The sequence below is a fragment of the Vibrio cholerae ATCC 14035 genome (genome assembly GCF_000621645.1).
Lineage (GTDB): Bacteria > Pseudomonadota > Gammaproteobacteria > Enterobacterales > Vibrionaceae > Vibrio > Vibrio cholerae.
The window spans coordinates 147,680-163,403 of sequence record NZ_JHXR01000002.1; the positions used below are offsets into that span (position 1 = coordinate 147,680).

The 15,724-nt window shown below is 46.4% G+C and carries 16 protein-coding genes; 11 read left to right on the forward strand and 5 right to left on the reverse strand.

Going from position 1 to position 15,724, the window contains the following annotated elements; all coding sequences use genetic code 11:
- Window positions 1-54: 54 nt before the first annotated feature.
- A complete protein-coding gene (locus T411_RS0102590; RefSeq protein WP_002034104.1) occupies window positions 55-1,437 on the reverse strand; it encodes a 3'3'-cGAMP-specific phosphodiesterase in 1,383 nt (460 codons plus the stop codon).
- Between the two features lie 348 nt (window positions 1,438-1,785).
- On the opposite strand from T411_RS0102590, the gene cspE reads away from it, so the two are divergent.
- From cspE to T411_RS0102605, 3 genes are all read left to right on the forward strand, one after another.
- Window positions 1,786-1,998 (forward strand): transcription antiterminator/RNA stability regulator CspE, encoded by a 213-nt coding sequence (gene cspE / locus T411_RS0102595; protein ID WP_000105005.1) that lies wholly within the window; start codon window positions 1,786-1,788, stop codon window positions 1,996-1,998.
- A gap of 648 nt (window positions 1,999-2,646) precedes the next feature.
- Window positions 2,647-2,919, forward strand: a complete 273-nt coding sequence (locus T411_RS0102600) for a hypothetical protein (protein ID WP_000024171.1) — start codon at window positions 2,647-2,649, stop codon at window positions 2,917-2,919.
- Between the two features lie 214 nt (window positions 2,920-3,133).
- On the forward strand, window positions 3,134-4,069 hold the full coding sequence (locus T411_RS0102605; RefSeq protein WP_001276696.1) for a M14 family metallopeptidase: 936 nt from the start codon (window positions 3,134-3,136) through the stop codon (window positions 4,067-4,069).
- Here T411_RS0102605 and T411_RS0102610 read toward each other — a convergent pair.
- Window positions 4,058-4,849 (reverse strand): AraC family transcriptional regulator, encoded by a 792-nt coding sequence (locus tag T411_RS0102610; protein ID WP_000747482.1) that lies wholly within the window; start codon window positions 4,847-4,849, stop codon window positions 4,058-4,060. The two genes, T411_RS0102605 and T411_RS0102610, sit on opposite strands and share 12 nt — an antisense overlap.
- A 99-nt stretch (window positions 4,850-4,948) precedes the next feature.
- Between T411_RS0102610 and T411_RS0102615 the strand changes: the two genes are divergently transcribed.
- The 5 genes from T411_RS0102615 (at window position 4,949) to T411_RS0102635 (ending at window position 8,859) form a co-directional block, all read left to right on the forward strand.
- Complete coding sequence (locus tag T411_RS0102615; RefSeq protein ID WP_000639732.1) at window positions 4,949-5,848, forward strand: DMT family transporter; 900 nt, start codon at window positions 4,949-4,951, stop codon at window positions 5,846-5,848.
- Window positions 5,849-5,966: 118 nt separating this feature from the next.
- Entirely contained in the window at window positions 5,967-6,932 is a 966-nt protein-coding gene (locus tag T411_RS0102620; protein ID WP_001894530.1) for a diguanylate cyclase, read from the forward strand.
- Window positions 6,933-7,083: 151 nt separating this feature from the next.
- A complete protein-coding gene (locus tag T411_RS0102625) occupies window positions 7,084-7,845 on the forward strand; it encodes a DeoR/GlpR family transcriptional regulator (protein ID WP_000648858.1) in 762 nt (253 codons plus the stop codon).
- A gap of 163 nt (window positions 7,846-8,008) precedes the next feature.
- Complete coding sequence (locus tag T411_RS0102630) at window positions 8,009-8,497, forward strand: acyl-CoA thioesterase (RefSeq protein WP_000094384.1); 489 nt, start codon at window positions 8,009-8,011, stop codon at window positions 8,495-8,497.
- A 110-nt stretch (window positions 8,498-8,607) separates the two neighbouring features.
- Window positions 8,608-8,859: a hypothetical protein gene (locus T411_RS0102635; RefSeq protein ID WP_001018760.1), complete on the forward strand. Its 252-nt coding sequence runs from the start codon at window positions 8,608-8,610 to the stop codon at window positions 8,857-8,859.
- 322 nt (window positions 8,860-9,181) lie between these two features.
- On the opposite strand, the gene malG is transcribed toward T411_RS0102635, so the two are convergent.
- The 3 genes from malG to malE all read right to left on the reverse strand — a co-directional run bounded on the left by malG (window position 9,182) and on the right by malE (window position 12,914).
- The gene (malG, locus tag T411_RS0102640) at window positions 9,182-10,072 is read right to left on the reverse strand and encodes a maltose ABC transporter permease MalG (protein WP_001252027.1); all 891 of its coding nucleotides are present in this window, start codon (window positions 10,070-10,072) and stop codon (window positions 9,182-9,184) included.
- 11 nt (window positions 10,073-10,083) lie between these two features.
- On the reverse strand, window positions 10,084-11,658 hold the full coding sequence (gene malF, locus T411_RS0102645) for a maltose ABC transporter permease MalF (protein WP_001882759.1): 1,575 nt from the start codon (window positions 11,656-11,658) through the stop codon (window positions 10,084-10,086).
- Between the two features lie 74 nt (window positions 11,659-11,732).
- The gene (malE, locus tag T411_RS0102650) at window positions 11,733-12,914 is read right to left on the reverse strand and encodes a maltose/maltodextrin ABC transporter substrate-binding protein MalE (RefSeq protein WP_000786217.1); all 1,182 of its coding nucleotides are present in this window, start codon (window positions 12,912-12,914) and stop codon (window positions 11,733-11,735) included.
- A gap of 672 nt (window positions 12,915-13,586) precedes the next feature.
- On the opposite strand from malE, the gene malK reads away from it, so the two are divergent.
- The 3 genes from malK (at window position 13,587) to T411_RS0102670 (ending at window position 15,701) form a co-directional block, all read left to right on the forward strand.
- Entirely contained in the window at window positions 13,587-14,708 is a 1,122-nt protein-coding gene (malK, locus tag T411_RS0102655) for a maltose/maltodextrin ABC transporter ATP-binding protein MalK (protein WP_000179243.1), read from the forward strand.
- A gap of 221 nt (window positions 14,709-14,929) precedes the next feature.
- Window positions 14,930-15,451: a spermidine N1-acetyltransferase gene (gene speG, locus T411_RS0102665; protein WP_001088091.1), complete on the forward strand. Its 522-nt coding sequence runs from the start codon at window positions 14,930-14,932 to the stop codon at window positions 15,449-15,451.
- Between the two features lie 4 nt (window positions 15,452-15,455).
- Window positions 15,456-15,701 (forward strand): Rho-binding antiterminator, encoded by a 246-nt coding sequence (locus tag T411_RS0102670; protein ID WP_000253074.1) that lies wholly within the window; start codon window positions 15,456-15,458, stop codon window positions 15,699-15,701.
- The last annotated feature ends 23 nt before the right edge of the window (window positions 15,702-15,724 follow it).

Below are 15,724 nucleotides of genomic sequence, written 5' to 3' on the forward strand. Positions count from 1 at the left end.
TGAAGGAAATTCAGCAATGAGAATATAACCACGCCAAACGAGATCTAAGCCTTGTTAGGTCTTATCTGAAGAGTGTGGTAGTTGAGTATATTCATCGGGCAACAGATTTAATGCCTTTTTCAAAGCGGCAAAACATTCTGGATCAATCGCGGTATGGAGGTTCTCCTCCATAATGGCGAGCGCTTTATCAATAGGCATAGCCGCGCGATAGGGACGCTCAGCACTGAGGGCATCGAAAATATCGGCCGTTGTGATTATGCGAGTCATCAAACTGATTTCATCGCCGTTGACACCCCGAGGATAACCCGTACCGTCTAATTTTTCATGGTGCGCGCCGGCCATGCGCGCCAGTGTTTTAAAAGGAGATAGCTTGTACAGAATTTGCTCCGTATACGCGGCATGAGCTTGAACCGCTCGCCATTCTACTTCGTCTAACTTACCTGGTTTATCTAAAATGGCATTGCTGACACCAAGCTTACCAATATCATGCAGCAGTGCCGCACGCCTAAGCCAAATACGATCCGCATCAGAGATCACCAATTGCCTTGCAATCAAATCGGTATACACAGCAACACGTTCGCTATGACCAGCGGTATACGGGCTTTTCGCGTCCACAATTTTACCAAAAGCCGTCACTATGCATTCCAAGTAAGCATCATCCAAAGGTAAATGAGCTTGAGCGGGAGGTAAATTCATAACCCGCTGACTGATATCGGTGGCTTTCAGTCCGGATAAAAAACGAGGATTTTCAACAAGCAGCTCAACGACCTCAACCAGTTTGGGGTCAAACCACACACCGCTGCGAGCCATAATCTCTTGCAAGGCTTCTTCGATGCTGTGCTCCATTTGAAAAACATCAAATACCTGAGCTAACAACGCAATACGTGAGAAAAGCGGAATCGCTTCACCTTTTCGCTGTTCGGGTCGCCCTTGACCATTCCAATGCTCATCCAGTGAATGGATGCCTTGTGCGACAGCTTCACTAAAACGCAATTCTCGGGCGACATCCGCACCACGGGTACAACGCGTCTGGATCAGCTCTTGAGCATAGTCATTGCCATTTTTCAAAATATCTATGGTCGTTAAAATGCGCTCCGTCCAGCTTTGCTCTGATCCTGTGTTTTTCACAATAAAGTTAATGACACTGGAAAGACTGGTGCCTACCGTTTTGTAACGTCGTTTGAAAGTCAGATCATCGGTCGCATACAGCTCACAAATTCGTGCTGCATTGCTGCTGCAACCCGCATCTTTCAGTAGCAGAGTAAAAAACAGGTCGTGCAGTTCAGGCTCATTCAGCTCGAGCTGCATACCAATATGCATACCGATCCAGCAACAACGAATGCAGTGTTCTGGCGGCTGACCTTCTGTCATGTCGAGCGCTGTCGTTAGCGAAATCATTAATTCTGAAAGAGGGAAGGTATTTTGTGCAACACTCATTATTTGGGTTCGTTTACCATTTTCTATGTATCGAGTGTAGACAGAGTCGGCCTGAGCTGCCATGAGTTTTATGGTGAGCATGCGCTTTTTGCGAAGCATAATCTTACGAAGAAAATAAAATAATTGGCTTAGATTGAAAATAATCCTAGTCAGAACTCTTTTTCCGTGTATACTCACTCACAGCTCAAGCAAATGAGCTATTAATGAAAATTAAGTTAAAGTTTTACCTCAGTCTTTTTTCGATACCCTTCGTTCAACCTCTGTGATAGCTTCTCCTTTATAATCCATATAATAGCTTTTGTTTTAAGCCCTAATAAATTATTGTAAAAATTATCTCTAGAGGTCCCTATGTCTACTAAAATGACTGGTTCTGTAAAATGGTTCAACGAAACTAAAGGTTTCGGTTTTCTTACTCAAGACAATGGTGGCAACGATGTGTTTGTTCACTTTAACTCTATTCAGTCAGAAGGTTTCAAAACCTTAGCTGAAGGTCAACGTGTTAGCTTTATCGTTGAACAAGGTAAGAAAGGCCCTCAAGCGTCTAACGTAGTCGCGCTGTAAGCCAAATTCTGCGTGGTGCTCTCAGCGCCACGCTTTGCTCCCCGCTCATTATCTACCACTCCTTCATTATCATTTTATCTGTATTACATCGAGGAATTCATGTCTCGCAGAACATCTCGCCAGCGACACTGGTATCAATTATTACGAGAGAAATCTCACCAAAAAGAAATTTTAATTCATGATAAAAATCCACTTCCATCTTCTGAAAAATAATCTCCGCTGGTCATCTAAAATTCATCAATTAAATAGTGACATTCTACAGCGCCATATCCTCCCCCGAATAAACTCTAATCATTACCCCATTTATTTTGATTTTTGCGAAATAGAGCAATCAGGAAGAATATTATCTGATTCAGGTATTGAATTAGGGCATTTTAATATTCATTAACGCGTTGCCCGTGTATTCCTTTTATTAAACATTTAGACATCCACTCTCTCTGAATATTGATTAAGTACTCTGATTGGGCAAAACCCTGCGCTATTGATCCATTATTCTATTACTCTTTCCTCGGCTACGCTCACCTACTCCCCTTAGATCAAGCCTGTTGATACCTCAGAGTCTCGTTGTGTCGCATTAAAAACTGCATTTTTCAAATACTCAACTACACTCATACTGCTCAATCCGAGCAAACCATAAGGAAAATCAAAATGGCGAATACAATGTTAGGTGGCTGGGGACTGTTCCATGAGCTCTCCAATGAAGATAAAGCAGCATTTGCAAGCGGCATCGAAGGCTTTGTAGGCGTAAGCTATAAGCCTGTTGCGGTAGCAACACAAGTGGTTGCTGGCTGCAACTACGCCTTTTTCTGCAATGCCGAGATGGTTTACCCCGGCTCTCAACCTTACCCAGCCATGGTTCACATGTTTAAAGACTTGGAAGGAAAAGTCGGCATTACGCATATTCAGCGTTTGGATTATTAAACCAAACCCACTGTGGGACAGGGCTGTTTTCTGTCGTCCACTCATTTTCATGTTGAAAGACCTCCGATTGGAGGTCTTTTTCAGTCGTGATTTTTCAATCATGGTAATCACGCACATCCATCGCCACCCCATTCAAAGCGAATGACATTCCTATTGCGCCTGCAGGTGAGAGCCTTTACTCTTTTTTCATCTTCAATCTAAATCGAGAGAAATGATGTCTGCCTCATCCCCCTACCCGATTGGCACTCCCGGTCAGCCTTGGCAAGCTGCAGAGCGCCAAGCTTGGCGAGAACAACGCCATATTCAACGCGAATATCAACAAGAAGTAGTGCCCAAGATTCTGGCCTTGAACAGCCTATTCGACGTGAGTACTTATGGCGCGCTCTCTTATGACCCAACACGCTACCCGCTGTATGTAGTGAAAAGCCGCCACTGGGATGCTAACAAGCCAACCGTATTGATCACAGGCGGGGTACATGGTTACGAAACCAGTGGTGTACACGGTGCGCTGCAATTTTTAGCGACAGCCGCAGAGCCTTATTTGGCTCACTTTAATCTGCTTGCCGCGCTCTGTGTCAGCCCTTGGGGCTATGAAACCATCAATCGCTGGAACCCAAATGCTATCGATCCTAACCGCTCTTTCGTTCAGGATAGTCCTGCAGAAGAAGCAGCTCTATTGATGGCGATGGTGGCAGAGCACGGGCTGATTTTGCTGCATATTGATCTGCATGAAACCACCGATACAGATGAATCTGAGTTTCGTCCTGCCTTGGCGGCGCGCGATGGTAAAGCCTATCTCGAAGGCTCGATCCCCGATGGCTTTTACACGGTAGGTGATACGGAAAATCCGCAATTGGCTTTCCAACAAGCGGTGATTGATTCGGTACGCCGTGTCACGCATATCGCGCCAGCGGATGAAAACTATGAAATCATTGGTTCACCTGTTGTCGCTGAGGGTGTCATCCTCTATCCGATGAGAGAACTCGGCTTGTGCGGCGGCATGACTGCTTGTACTTACAGCACAACCACCGAAGTCTATCCAGATAGCCCTAAAGTCACCGCACAACTCTGCAATGACGCGCAAGTCGCAGCCATCATCGGTGCACTTGATTATGTGCTTGCCAATGAGCAGAGTCTGCTAGGCGAGTAATCGGCTTTTATACTGCTCCGGGGTTAACCCGGAGTACTTTTTGAACATGGTGATAAACGGGCTGGCTTGGTTATAGCCCAAGGTTAACGCCACCTCTTTCACTGCATGCCCTTGACGTAACAATTCCATCGAATAGAGATAGCGCACCCGCAGCCGCCATTCGGTAAAGCTCATCCCCAGTTCAGCCTGACAATGGCGCGCCAGTGTTCGCTCCGTGGTATGCACTTTTTCCGCCCACTGCTGCAAGGTTGTGTTATCGGTGGGGTTCTCTTCCACAAAAGCCAAAATCGGCGCTAAATATTTGTGATTGGTTGAAGGAAGAAAATGGTGCTGAGTTTCACGAGTGGCCAGTTGATCCAGCAACACTTGCACTAAGCGCTTATCTTCACTGCTCTGCGCCACATTGATGTTTCGTTCTCGAAAGTCATCAATGATCGCCGAAACAATCGATGTCACCTTAATTAAACTGGTTTTAGCGGGAAATGCCGTGGTCAGTTGCGAAGCAATATTCAGTGAACAGTATTCGATGGGCTTGCGGTTGTAGCTTCGATGACGAATCCCCGCCGGAACCCAAATCGCCAAATGGGGCGGAGCCAAAAAGCGCGTATCTTCCGCTTCCATCTCCAAAATTCCGCCAGAAATGAGCTGTACTTGCCCCCAAGGGTGGCTGTGCTCACGAGTTTCTGTATTGGACAGAAACGCTTCAAAATTCATAAAAACATCCGAAGGTGGATGCTCGATAGATAATGAGGGATGCAAGTGTCGAGTGCGTTTTTTCAATCTTGTCTTCCTATCGCTCGCAATGTCTTTTTAGAGATAGTTGTAATTATAAAGACCTGCCACACTATAACCCAAGGAACAAATTGCGACGAGGCGCACATGATCTATCTTCTGCCATTTTTTACTGTGCTGATTTGGGGTGGCAACTCGATTGTCAATAAACTCGCGGCCTCGACCATCGAACCTAGTGCGATGAGCTTTTATCGCTGGCTATTGGCTATGGCGATCCTCACTCCTTTCTGTCTACCTAGCGCTATCCGCCAATGGTCAACGGTGAAACGCCACTTGAGTAAACTCGCATTTTTGGCTTTACTCGGCATGGTGCTTAACCAATCCCTAGGCTACTACGCGGGGCTCACCACCACGGCGACCAATATGTCACTCATCACTTCTTTTGTTCCTTTAATGAGTGTTTTCATTAGCTTGCCGTTACTTAACAAACCCATCTCAGCCCTTAGCGTGGTGGGTGGCGTACTGTCGCTGAGCGGGCTTGCCTACATGCTCGGAGAAGGAAATCCGCTGTTTTTCCTCCATCAAAGCGTGACCGAAGGGGATGCCTTAATGGTGATGGCAGCACTGGTGTACGCCTTGTACTGCGTGCTTTTGAAACGCTGGAAAATGCCGTTTAGCAACTGGACTTTAATTTATCTGCAAGGGGTATGCGCCGTATTCATGCTGATCCCTTTATGGCTCACCAGCGATACGCTATTACCGACCGAAGGTTCACTCTCTCTGATCGCTTATGCTGGCATTGCTGCTTCTCTATTAGCACCTTGGATGTGGGTAAAAGCCATTGATGCGATTGGCGCAGACTCCACCGCCATGTTTATGAATCTGCTACCCGTTTTTTCTGTTTCTTTGGCCGCCACTTTATTGGGCGAAAAAGTTCATCCCTACCATTTAATTGGTGATCTATTAGTCATCAGCGGTGTCGCGCTGTCACAATTGAAAATTCAACGTCGAAACGATGACGGCGTCGAAAAAGTGACGCAGGTATAAAAGCGAGTATTTTCACGCGCAAAATGGTTCTCTTCACGCTATCTTTAGAGAAGAAAAAACACGCCGCGAGGCGTTTAAAAATAACGATTGGCTAGGTTCCCCAAGCCCGAAGCAACCGATGAAAAATTGGCTGTGTCAGGCAGTGAGAGGTGAGCCTATGATAGAACTTAATAGAATTGAAGAGCTTTTTGATAACCAACAGTTCTCCTTGCACGAACTCGTGTTGAACGAACTGGGAGTCTATGTCTTCGTCAAAAATCGCCGCGGCGAGTATCTCTATGCTAACCCTCTGACTCTAAAGTTGTTTGAAACGAATGCACAATCGTTGCTTGGCAAGACCGATCACGATTTTTTTCATGATGATCAACTCAGTGATATTTTGGCGGCCGATCAACAGGTGTTTGAAACTCGTCTCTCGGTTGTACATGAAGAACGAGCCATCGCCAAATCCAATGGTTTGGTTCGGATTTATCGCGCAGTCAAACACCCTATCTTGCACCGAGTGACAGGCGAAGTGATTGGGCTGATTGGAGTTTCAACCGATATCACCGATATCGTGGAACTACGTGAGCAGCTATATCAGCTCGCCAATACCGATTCTTTAACTCAGCTGTGTAATCGGCGTAAATTGTGGGCCGATTTTCGCGCCGCCTTCGCTCGCGCAAAACGTTTAAGACAGCCGTTAAGTTGCATCTCTATCGATATTGATAATTTCAAACTGATCAATGACCAATTTGGTCACGATAAAGGTGATGAAGTCCTGTGTTTTCTCGCCAAACTATTTCAGAGCGTCATCTCTGACCATCATTTTTGTGGTCGTGTGGGAGGTGAAGAGTTCATCATCGTTTTGGAAAATACGCACGTAGAGACGGCTTTTCATTTGGCTGAACAGATCCGCCAACGTTTTGCAGAGCATCCGTTCTTTGAACAAAACGAGCACATCTACCTCTGTGCGGGGGTTTCCAGCTTGCATCATGGTGATCATGACATTGCCGATATTTATCGACGCTCCGATCAAGCGCTGTATAAAGCCAAGCGTAATGGTCGTAACCGTTGCTGTATCTATCGCCAATCCACAGAATAAGCTTCACCTAGCCTCTCTTATCCTATTTCTTTTCGTTTTTGTGAAAAATGATTAAAAACGAAAAGAAAACGTAAGAAAACGCAAACCAAGATTTGAAATCAGGCACTGACTCCGTACACTGAAAGCAATTTAAACCATAAGGATATTCCCGGTGAAAGCAGTAAAGCGCCATCAAGAAATCATTGAATTGGTTCAAGCCCAAGGTTTTGTGAGTACGGAAGAGCTGGTTGAGCGATTTGATGTTAGCCCACAAACCATACGGCGAGATCTCAACGAATTGGCCGAAGCCAATAAATTGCGGCGCAACCATGGCGGCGCAACGATTGCAACCAGTTCGGAGAACTCCTCTTATCACACGCGGCAAGTTTCTTACCAAAATGAAAAAGAGAAAGTCGCCATGGCCTTGGTTCAGCACATTCCTGACGGCGCCACACTGTTTATTGATATTGGCACTACGCCAGAAGCCATCGCTCGCGCTTTAATGGTTAATCATCATCAACTGCGTGTGGTGACCAACAACTTAAACGTCGCCACTATGCTAATGAGTAAGCCTGATTTCAGCATCATTTTGGCGGGGGGAGAAGTCCGTAATAAAGACGGCGGCGTAACAGGCGAAGCCACATTGGATTTTATTTCCCAATTTCGTTTGGATTTTGGCATTTTGGGGATCAGTGGCATCGATTATGACGGCTCTCTGCTTGATTTCGACTACCATGAAGTGCGCGTAAAACGCGCGATTATCGAAAATAGCCGCAGTGTCTTCCTCGCGGTCGACCACAGTAAATTTGGCCGCAACGCGATGGTCAAACTCGGCACATTGGCCGATGTCGATTTGATCATTACTGACCAAACGCCACCGAAAGAGATTGAAGCGTTCGCCAAAGAGAATGAAGTCACGATTCAGGTGGTGTAATTCGCTAGACAACCGCTCATCAATACCAAGAAAAGGCGCTAACGCGCCTTTTTTGTTGCATGCACAAAATGCACAAATGATTGCCTGTGTGTAAAAAATTTGTTGTTATTAACTCTATACTTATTTGAGCAAAACGCTCAAAACGAAAATGAAGGATAAGCCGATGAGCAGTGGCAAACGAGAGATCACATTACGTTTTCTGGCAGAGCCGGGAGATGTCAATTTTGGTGGCAAAGTGCATGGTGGCGCAGTAATGAAATGGATTGACCTTGCGGCGTATGCTTGTGCTGCGGCTTGGAGTGGTAAATATTGCATCACGGCTTATGCTGGTGGCATTCGCTTTGTCGCTCCAATTCATGTCGGTAACTTGGTTGAAGTGAATGCCAAGGTGATTTATACCGGAAAAACCTCCATGCACATCGCGATTGATGTGCAGGCGAGCGATCCTAAGTTCCTGAAAAATCATCTCACGACTCATTGCATTGTGATTATGGTCGCCGTGGATGAAGCGGGCAAACCGTCTCCTGTGCCCGAATGGATTCCGCAAACTCAGGAAGATCAGGAATTACGCGCTTCGGCGATCCGCTTAATGAACATGCGCACCGAAATTGGTGAAGAGATGGAAGCGCACGTGAAATATTTGAAAAATTAAGGGGCTATTCTGCGCTCCAACCACTGGGATGGAGCGCTTGTCATCGAATTGTCATCAAGCTTTGTTTTAATCCATGCCCATCTTTGGCACATGGATTTCACGCTTCTGTTATGGCGATTACCCTAGATAAAATCACCCTCACCGAGACGACCCTAACTAACCCCAAAGCGGTCGAATATCAATGGGTAAGAACATTGTACGTGCAAGGTTATCAGCCTGAAGCGATCAACCATTACATCCAAACCTGTTTTGGCGGAGACGAGACATTTGCCGACCTTTTCCGTCGGGTCGCCATGCATGAAGAGAGCTTGTATTTACTGCTGCAATACTTAAGTTGCGCACCTTCCAGCCGTGAGTTCTAATTTTTCTGCACCCTCTAAACCAGTTACAAATCAATATTCGATCTGACTCGCATCCTGTTCTTGTTTCACTGTTGAGAAAATGTGTTGTGCTTATACTGGCAACCGTTTTCGCACCACGAGCTGTCACGGCTTCAGGCATAAAAAAACCCGAGCTAAGCTCAGGTTTTGGTTACAAAAACTGTTAGTCGTGAACTAGTAAGGAATAGAGCTAACAGCCAGCTATGCGTAACGCCAGAATTGAAGCTTCTTAACTTGTCGGCGGCCAAACCAATTAATGTTAAGAAGAGACAAAATGGGCGACTTTACGTCGCCCTTATCGTTATTATCCTTTCACACCGCCAGCGGTAAGTCCTCCGACAAGCCAACGCTGTGCAAGTAAAAATACGATAGTGATTGGGAGTGCTGAGAGCACCGCAGCGGCCGCAAAATCACCCCACAGATAGTTTTGAGGGTAAAGATACTGCTGCATACCAACCGCAAGCGTGTACGAGTTTACATCAGAAAGCAGCAGTGACGCCACCGGAACTTCGCCCACCACACCAATAAATGACAAAATGAATACTACTGCAAGTATAGGCACAGACAATGGAAGTAGCACTAATCTGAACGCTTGCCATGGTGTCGCACCATCCAAGGCCGCCGCTTCTTCCAGTGAGCGATCGATGGTTTCAAAGTACCCCTTAATAGTCCAAACGTGCAGCGCAATCCCGCCGAGGTAAGAGAAAATCAAACCGCCGTGCGTGTTTAAGCCCAAGAAGGGAATGTACTGCCCAAGCTTATCAAACAGAGCATACAATGCGACCAAGGCCAATACCGCAGGGAACATTTGGAAAATCATCATCGCTTTTAAGATGGTTTCTTTGCCTTTAAAACGCATACGTGCAAAGGCGTAAGCCGAAGTAGTAGAAAGCGCCACAATCAATACCGATGTAATGCCCGCCACTTTTACCGAATTCCACAGCCATGTCATCACCGGGAATGGCGGTGGAGTGACTGAACCATCAGCATTCTGTACCGCAATACCGAGTGCCAGCTTCCAGTGTTCCAATGAGGGGCGATCCGGGATCAAGCTGCCGGTTGCGAAGTTACCTTCACGAAATGAGATCGCGACAATCATCAGCAGCGGGAAAATAATCAACGCTAAGAACACCCACAGTGCCGCGTGGGTTGCCCACACGCGATACTTGAGAGATTTGCCTTGTACCATAGCCATATGAATGCTCCTTATTGTTGGCTCAGCTTAGTAAAGCGCAGGTTGAGCAGCGCTAACGCGCCCACCAGCAAGAAGATCAGCGTCGCAATCGCACTCGCCAAACCAAAGTCCTGACCACCTGTACCTTCAAACGCAATGCGGTAGGTGTAACTCACCAAGAGGTCGGTGTAACCCGCAGGCTCAGAAGTGCCGATCCGGTTTGGCCCACCTTGCGTCAAGAGTTGAATCATTACGAAGTTGTTGAAGTTAAAAGCAAAGCTGGCAATCAGCAACGGCGTCAGCGGTTTGATCATCATCGGCAGAGTGATTTTGGTGAAGTTATGAATGAAATTTGCTCCATCGATCGCTGATGCTTCATACAGATCATCGGGAATCGCTTTCAGTAGGCCCATACATAAAATCATCATGTAAGGAAAGCCCAGCCAAGTATTGACGATCAGCACCATGGTTTTCGCCAACAGCGGATCCGAGAACCAAGCGGGACTGAGGCCAAACAAACCGTTGAGCACCATGTTGATCTCACCAAAACTCTGGTTGAACAGGCCACGGAAAATCAAAATCGAGATAAAGGCAGGAACGGCATAAGGCAAGATCAGCAGTACACGATAAACCGCACGACCTTTCAACGCTTCCCACTGCACTACGCTGGCTAATACAAGGCCAATCATCAGGGTGAAAATCACCGTCAGTACTGAAAAGATGACCGTCCAGATAAAGATATTGATAAACGGCTCTTTGATGCCTTCGTCTTTCCATACTCGCTCAAAGTTATGGGTACCAATCGACACCACAAATCCTGGTGAGACTCGCTCACCGACAAATTCGCCGCTCTCATTGATAGGTTGATAAAAACCAATCTCCATATTGGGGCGCAACACCTGACCGGATTGATTGTTGGTGAGTGTTTCACCATCATCCTGCAAGGTATAGAGTGGTTTCACCGCAGCAAATTTGCGCAGGCCACTCATTCGAATGTCTTCACCATCAGGGAAATGCAGATCGATACCACTCAATTCGGTGCGATACCCGATGATGGTTTTAATCGGCTCTACTTCACCGTCAATACCGCCAATCACTTCAAGATTAAGATCGGTCGGTACGTTACCACTGAGCGAAAAAGGCGCGGTCGCCAAACGCTCATCTCCGTCCTCAATCAATAAGCGGTAGCCTTGCTCGGTTTTATAAAGTTGGAAGGCATAACTTTCACCACTTTGGAAAGTTTGATCCATCAACACTGACTGTGCGCGTTCAAGAGTGAGTTGGTTTTTCGCGCTGTAGTTTGTAAAAGCAAGACCAACGGTGTAAGCCAGTGGAAACAGAATAAAGAGGATCATCCCTGCAATGCCGGGATAAATGTAACGGTGCGCGTACGTTTTACGACTTCCGAAGATATACAGCGCTAATGTGGTAAGGATCAGGGTCAGCAATGCAAACGCCACCTCCCCACGAGAATACATAAGAATGGTTGCGTAGCCATTCACGATACCTACCGCGCCAAGTACTGCCCATTTTAAAAATGCACGTTTGTCGGCTGGACGTACCGCAGTTGGATCGGACATAGCCTGTGTACCTTGAACTGACTGCATAAAGAACCTGCTAGCGTGTTGTTACCAAGAAATGTGGAGGGGGAAAGTTACCCCCTCCAAGGTGTGACGATGGATTATTTCGTCATCTGCTTTTCAGCATCAGCCAGAGCGGCATCCACGGTTTGACGACCATCAACGATGTTGATGATGGCGTTTTTCGCAGAGCTCCAAAACGCGTTCATTTGTGGAATGTTAGGCATAATTTCGCCGTTCATGGCGTTATCCATGGTCGCCGCAATGCGCGCATCCGCATCCAGTTCACGTTGGAAAGAGTTCAGCGCAACCGCACCTAATGGCTTATCGTTGTTTACCATGCGCAGACCATCGTTAGTCAGCAGATAGTTTTCGATGAATTCCACCGCCAGATCTTTATTTGGAGAAGCGGTGCTGATACCTGCGGTGAGAACGCCAACGAAAGGTTTTGACGCTTGACCGTTAAATTTAGGCAAAGTGGTCACACCGTAGTTGATGCCTGATTTCTCGATGTTGCCCCAAGACCATGGACCGTTGATGGTCATCGCGGTATTACCTTGGTTAAAGGCAGACTCAGACACTGAGTAATCCATATCTGGAGAGATCACGCCTTTATCCACAAGGCCTTTCACGAAGTTCATCGCGTCTTTTACGCCTTTATTGTTGATACCTGCGTCTTTCACATCATAGCCATCAACACCGTATTTGAATGCGTAACCGCCATCAGCCGCCATCAAAGGCCAAGTGAAGTAAGGCTCTTTCAGGTTCCACATGATGGCCGATTTGCCTTCTTTCTTCAGTTTGGCATCCAGCTCAGCGACTTCTTCCCAGCTTTTCGGTGGGTTAGGGACAAGGTCTTTGTTATAAATCAGTGATAACGATTCCACCGCAATTGGATAACCAATGATTTTGCCGTTGTATTTCACTGCATCCCATGCGAAATCTACGATGCCTTCTTGAATTTTTGCAGAAGGTTTGATTTCGACTAATAGGCCAGCTTCCGCATAACCGCCAAAACGGTCGTGAGCCCAAAACACAATGTCAGGACCATCACCTGTTGCTGCGGTTTGTGGGAATTTATCTTGTAGCGCATCAGGATGAGCGACAGTAACTTTGATTCCGGTGTCGGCTTCAAACTTCTTACCGACTTCCGCCAAACCGTTATAGCCTTTATCACCATTGATCCAAATAGTGAGTTGTCCTTCTTCAATAGCAGCATGGGCACCAAACGAACCAAGAGCCACCAGAGTGCTCAGCGCGACTGTGCTTAGGGCATTTTTCATGTTCATATCCTTTTCTTTTTGTGTTGTAGGGCTCACCAAGAGGTTTTGCCGTATTTCGCCATTTATGATCAGAAAAAAACGCGTTTAACTCATCCTCCTAACCCCTACGCCCTCGATATTATGGCGTATTTTCGTGATCTCTATCGTTTGATGTGAGCGAGCCAAATCACAAAAAACAGGATTGATGTGATCCTACTCAACTTATCCACCCTCAATAATTTGAACTGGATCTAACTACGCCTTAGTGCCCCTCCTCCACCTCCTCCTCACCTACTCCCCCTATAAAAAAGCGGAAGAGGAGGATGTACGATTTACCTCTTTCACAGAAACTAGCCTCATCCCAGAGAGGATGGTAAGAGCCTTTCCAGTTTACGTGTTGTAACTGGTTCCACCGCCAAGTAGGTTGTCGATATAAAGTCATGTTTGTGGTGAAAGCGTTACGGGAGAGACATGGCTTTGTGTAGGGGGAAACAACCTACTTTTCGCGGCAGTCGGGTGAACGGCTTCATAGCCGGAGCGTTCACCCTTTCTTTTCTTACCCAATAAGGCGGCGCTGCCAACGAAACCACTTGATGTGGTTCACCTTATCCAATTCCTACTGTTATTGCGTGCACAATAATTCATATAATGAGCCGCGATAACGATTAAAAATCTTGATCGAGGACGAGCTAGATGGCGAGTGTCACGTTAAAAAATGTATGTAAAGCGTACGGCGATGTGCTGATTTCAAAGAATGTCGACTTAGAGATTCAAGAAGGCGAATTTGTGGTGTTCGTCGGTCCTTCAGGTTGTGGCAAATCCACACTGCTGCGCTGTATTGCGGGTTTGGAAGACATTACGTCCGGCGACTTGTATATCGGCGAACAGCGCATGAATGATGTCGAACCTTCCAAACGTGGTGTAGGCATGGTTTTCCAATCCTACGCACTGTATCCGCACCTCAATCTGTATGACAACATGTCATTTGGTTTAAAACTATCGAAAGCCAACAAGAGCGAGATCAAAAAGCGCGTTGATCATGCGGCAGAAATTCTACAACTCAGCCATCTTCTGGATCGCCAACCTAAGGCGCTCTCTGGTGGTCAACGGCAACGTGTCGCCATCGGTCGTACTCTGGTTTCGCAGCCGAATGTGTTTTTGCTGGACGAACCCTTATCGAACCTAGATGCAGCTTTGCGCGTACAGATGCGCTCTGAAATCACTAAACTGCAACGTAAACTAGGCTGCACCATGATTTACGTTACCCATGACCAAGTGGAAGCCATGACTATGGCGGACAAAATTGTGGTGTTGGATGCTGGATTCGTGTCTCAAGTCGGCAAACCACTCGAACTGTATCATTATCCACAAAACCGCTTTGTGGCCGGGTTTATTGGCTCGCCGAAAATGAACTTCATGAGCGTCTTCATTGAAGGGGTAGAAAAAGATCGGGTACAGGTCCAGCTTTCTAACGGTACGACCTTCTGGATCCCTGTGGATGGCACTACCGTCACTCGTGGAGAACGCATGTCGCTAGGCATTCGTCCTGAGCATCTGGTTGAAGCAGCATATGGTGATGCCAAAATCGAAGGCAAAGTGATGATTGTTGAAAAGTTGGGTAACGAAACACAGGTGTATATGAACCTGAAAGGTTCCGATTCTGATGTGATCTACCGTCAGCCAGACACACTCGATGTCGAAACCGGCGACACACTCACGATTGGCATTCCAGCGCATCGCTGCCATCTATTCCACAGTGACGGTCGTGCCTGCCGTCGCCTACACCAAGAAAAAGGTGTTGACCTTCCGGCTTAATACCTAGCCTTTGCTTGATTAGCCCTTTCATCTTGAAAGGGCTTTTTATAACCATCATCCATGCTTCTTATGTTCTCTGCTTCGACATTCATCGAATCGGTTCAACCCACTCATTTTGCAATAAATTGATGTTATACCCCTTGTGAATAAGCCCTCTCTTCCTCTATGGTCTAAGAAGACCAACCGAGTCGAGAGACTCACAGCATCCTTTAGGTAAGAATATGAACAGTCAGTTAACGCTTAGAGCATTAGAACGCGGCGACTTACGCTTTATTCACAATCTCAATAACAACCGCAACATTATGTCCTACTGGTTTGAAGAGCCTTATGAATCCTTTGATGAACTCGAAGAGCTCTACAACAAACACATTCACGATAATGCTGAACGACGTTTTGTGGTTGAAGATGCACAAAAAAACTTGATTGGCCTCGTCGAGCTGATTGAGATTAACTACATCCATCGCAGCGCGGAATTTCAAATCATCATCGCTCCAGAGCATCAAGGCAAAGGCTTTGCGCGTACCTTAATCAACCGAGCTTTAGATTACTCCTTCACTATTCTCAATCTGCATAAGATTTATTTACACGTTGCCGTCGAGAACCCTAAAGCGGTGCATCTCTACGAAGAGTGCGGATTTGTAGAGGAAGGCCACTTAGTCGAGGAATTTTTCATCAACGGTCGTTACCAAGATGTTAAGAGGATGTATATACTGCAAAGTAAGTACTTAAATAGAAGCGAGTAAAGACATGGTTAGCTGCAGTCAATACGATTACATTGAACTGGCCTGTTTGTTTCATCTGCCAGTCAAATTAACAATGAAAAGTGGTGAGGTGTATTACGGAGTCGCCGCCGACACTCAACGTAATAGTCAAAAGCAGGAGTGCATTGCGCTAAGAGGCGAAGAAGAAACTTGGCTCCTCGAAACTGATCAACTGAGTTCGATGGAAGCCTTAAGCGAACAACCCCATTTCTCTGTTATTCATTTCAAATAAACCACGCTGAAGACAACAAGGCC

Coding starts and splice junctions, on each gene's coding strand:
- T411_RS0102590 (WP_002034104.1), bottom strand. CDS start 1,437: ATGAGTGTTGCACAAAATACCTTCCCTCTTTCAGAATTAATGATTTCG.
- cspE (WP_000105005.1), top strand. CDS start 1,786: ATGTCTACTAAAATGACTGGTTCTGTAAAATGGTTCAACGAAACTAAA.
- T411_RS0102600 (WP_000024171.1), top strand. CDS start 2,647: ATGGCGAATACAATGTTAGGTGGCTGGGGACTGTTCCATGAGCTCTCC.
- T411_RS0102605 (WP_001276696.1), top strand. CDS start 3,134: ATGTCTGCCTCATCCCCCTACCCGATTGGCACTCCCGGTCAGCCTTGG.
- T411_RS0102615 (WP_000639732.1), top strand. CDS start 4,949: ATGATCTATCTTCTGCCATTTTTTACTGTGCTGATTTGGGGTGGCAAC.
- T411_RS0102620 (WP_001894530.1), top strand. CDS start 5,967: ATGAAAAATTGGCTGTGTCAGGCAGTGAGAGGTGAGCCTATGATAGAA.
- T411_RS0102630 (WP_000094384.1), top strand. CDS start 8,009: ATGAGCAGTGGCAAACGAGAGATCACATTACGTTTTCTGGCAGAGCCG.
- T411_RS0102635 (WP_001018760.1), top strand. CDS start 8,608: ATGGCGATTACCCTAGATAAAATCACCCTCACCGAGACGACCCTAACT.
- malG (WP_001252027.1), bottom strand. CDS start 10,072: ATGGCTATGGTACAAGGCAAATCTCTCAAGTATCGCGTGTGGGCAACC.
- malF (WP_001882759.1), bottom strand. CDS start 11,658: ATGCAGTCAGTTCAAGGTACACAGGCTATGTCCGATCCAACTGCGGTA.
- malE (WP_000786217.1), bottom strand. CDS start 12,914: ATGAAAAATGCCCTAAGCACAGTCGCGCTGAGCACTCTGGTGGCTCTT.
- malK (WP_000179243.1), top strand. CDS start 13,587: ATGGCGAGTGTCACGTTAAAAAATGTATGTAAAGCGTACGGCGATGTG.
- speG (WP_001088091.1), top strand. CDS start 14,930: ATGAACAGTCAGTTAACGCTTAGAGCATTAGAACGCGGCGACTTACGC.
- T411_RS0102670 (WP_000253074.1), top strand. CDS start 15,456: ATGGTTAGCTGCAGTCAATACGATTACATTGAACTGGCCTGTTTGTTT.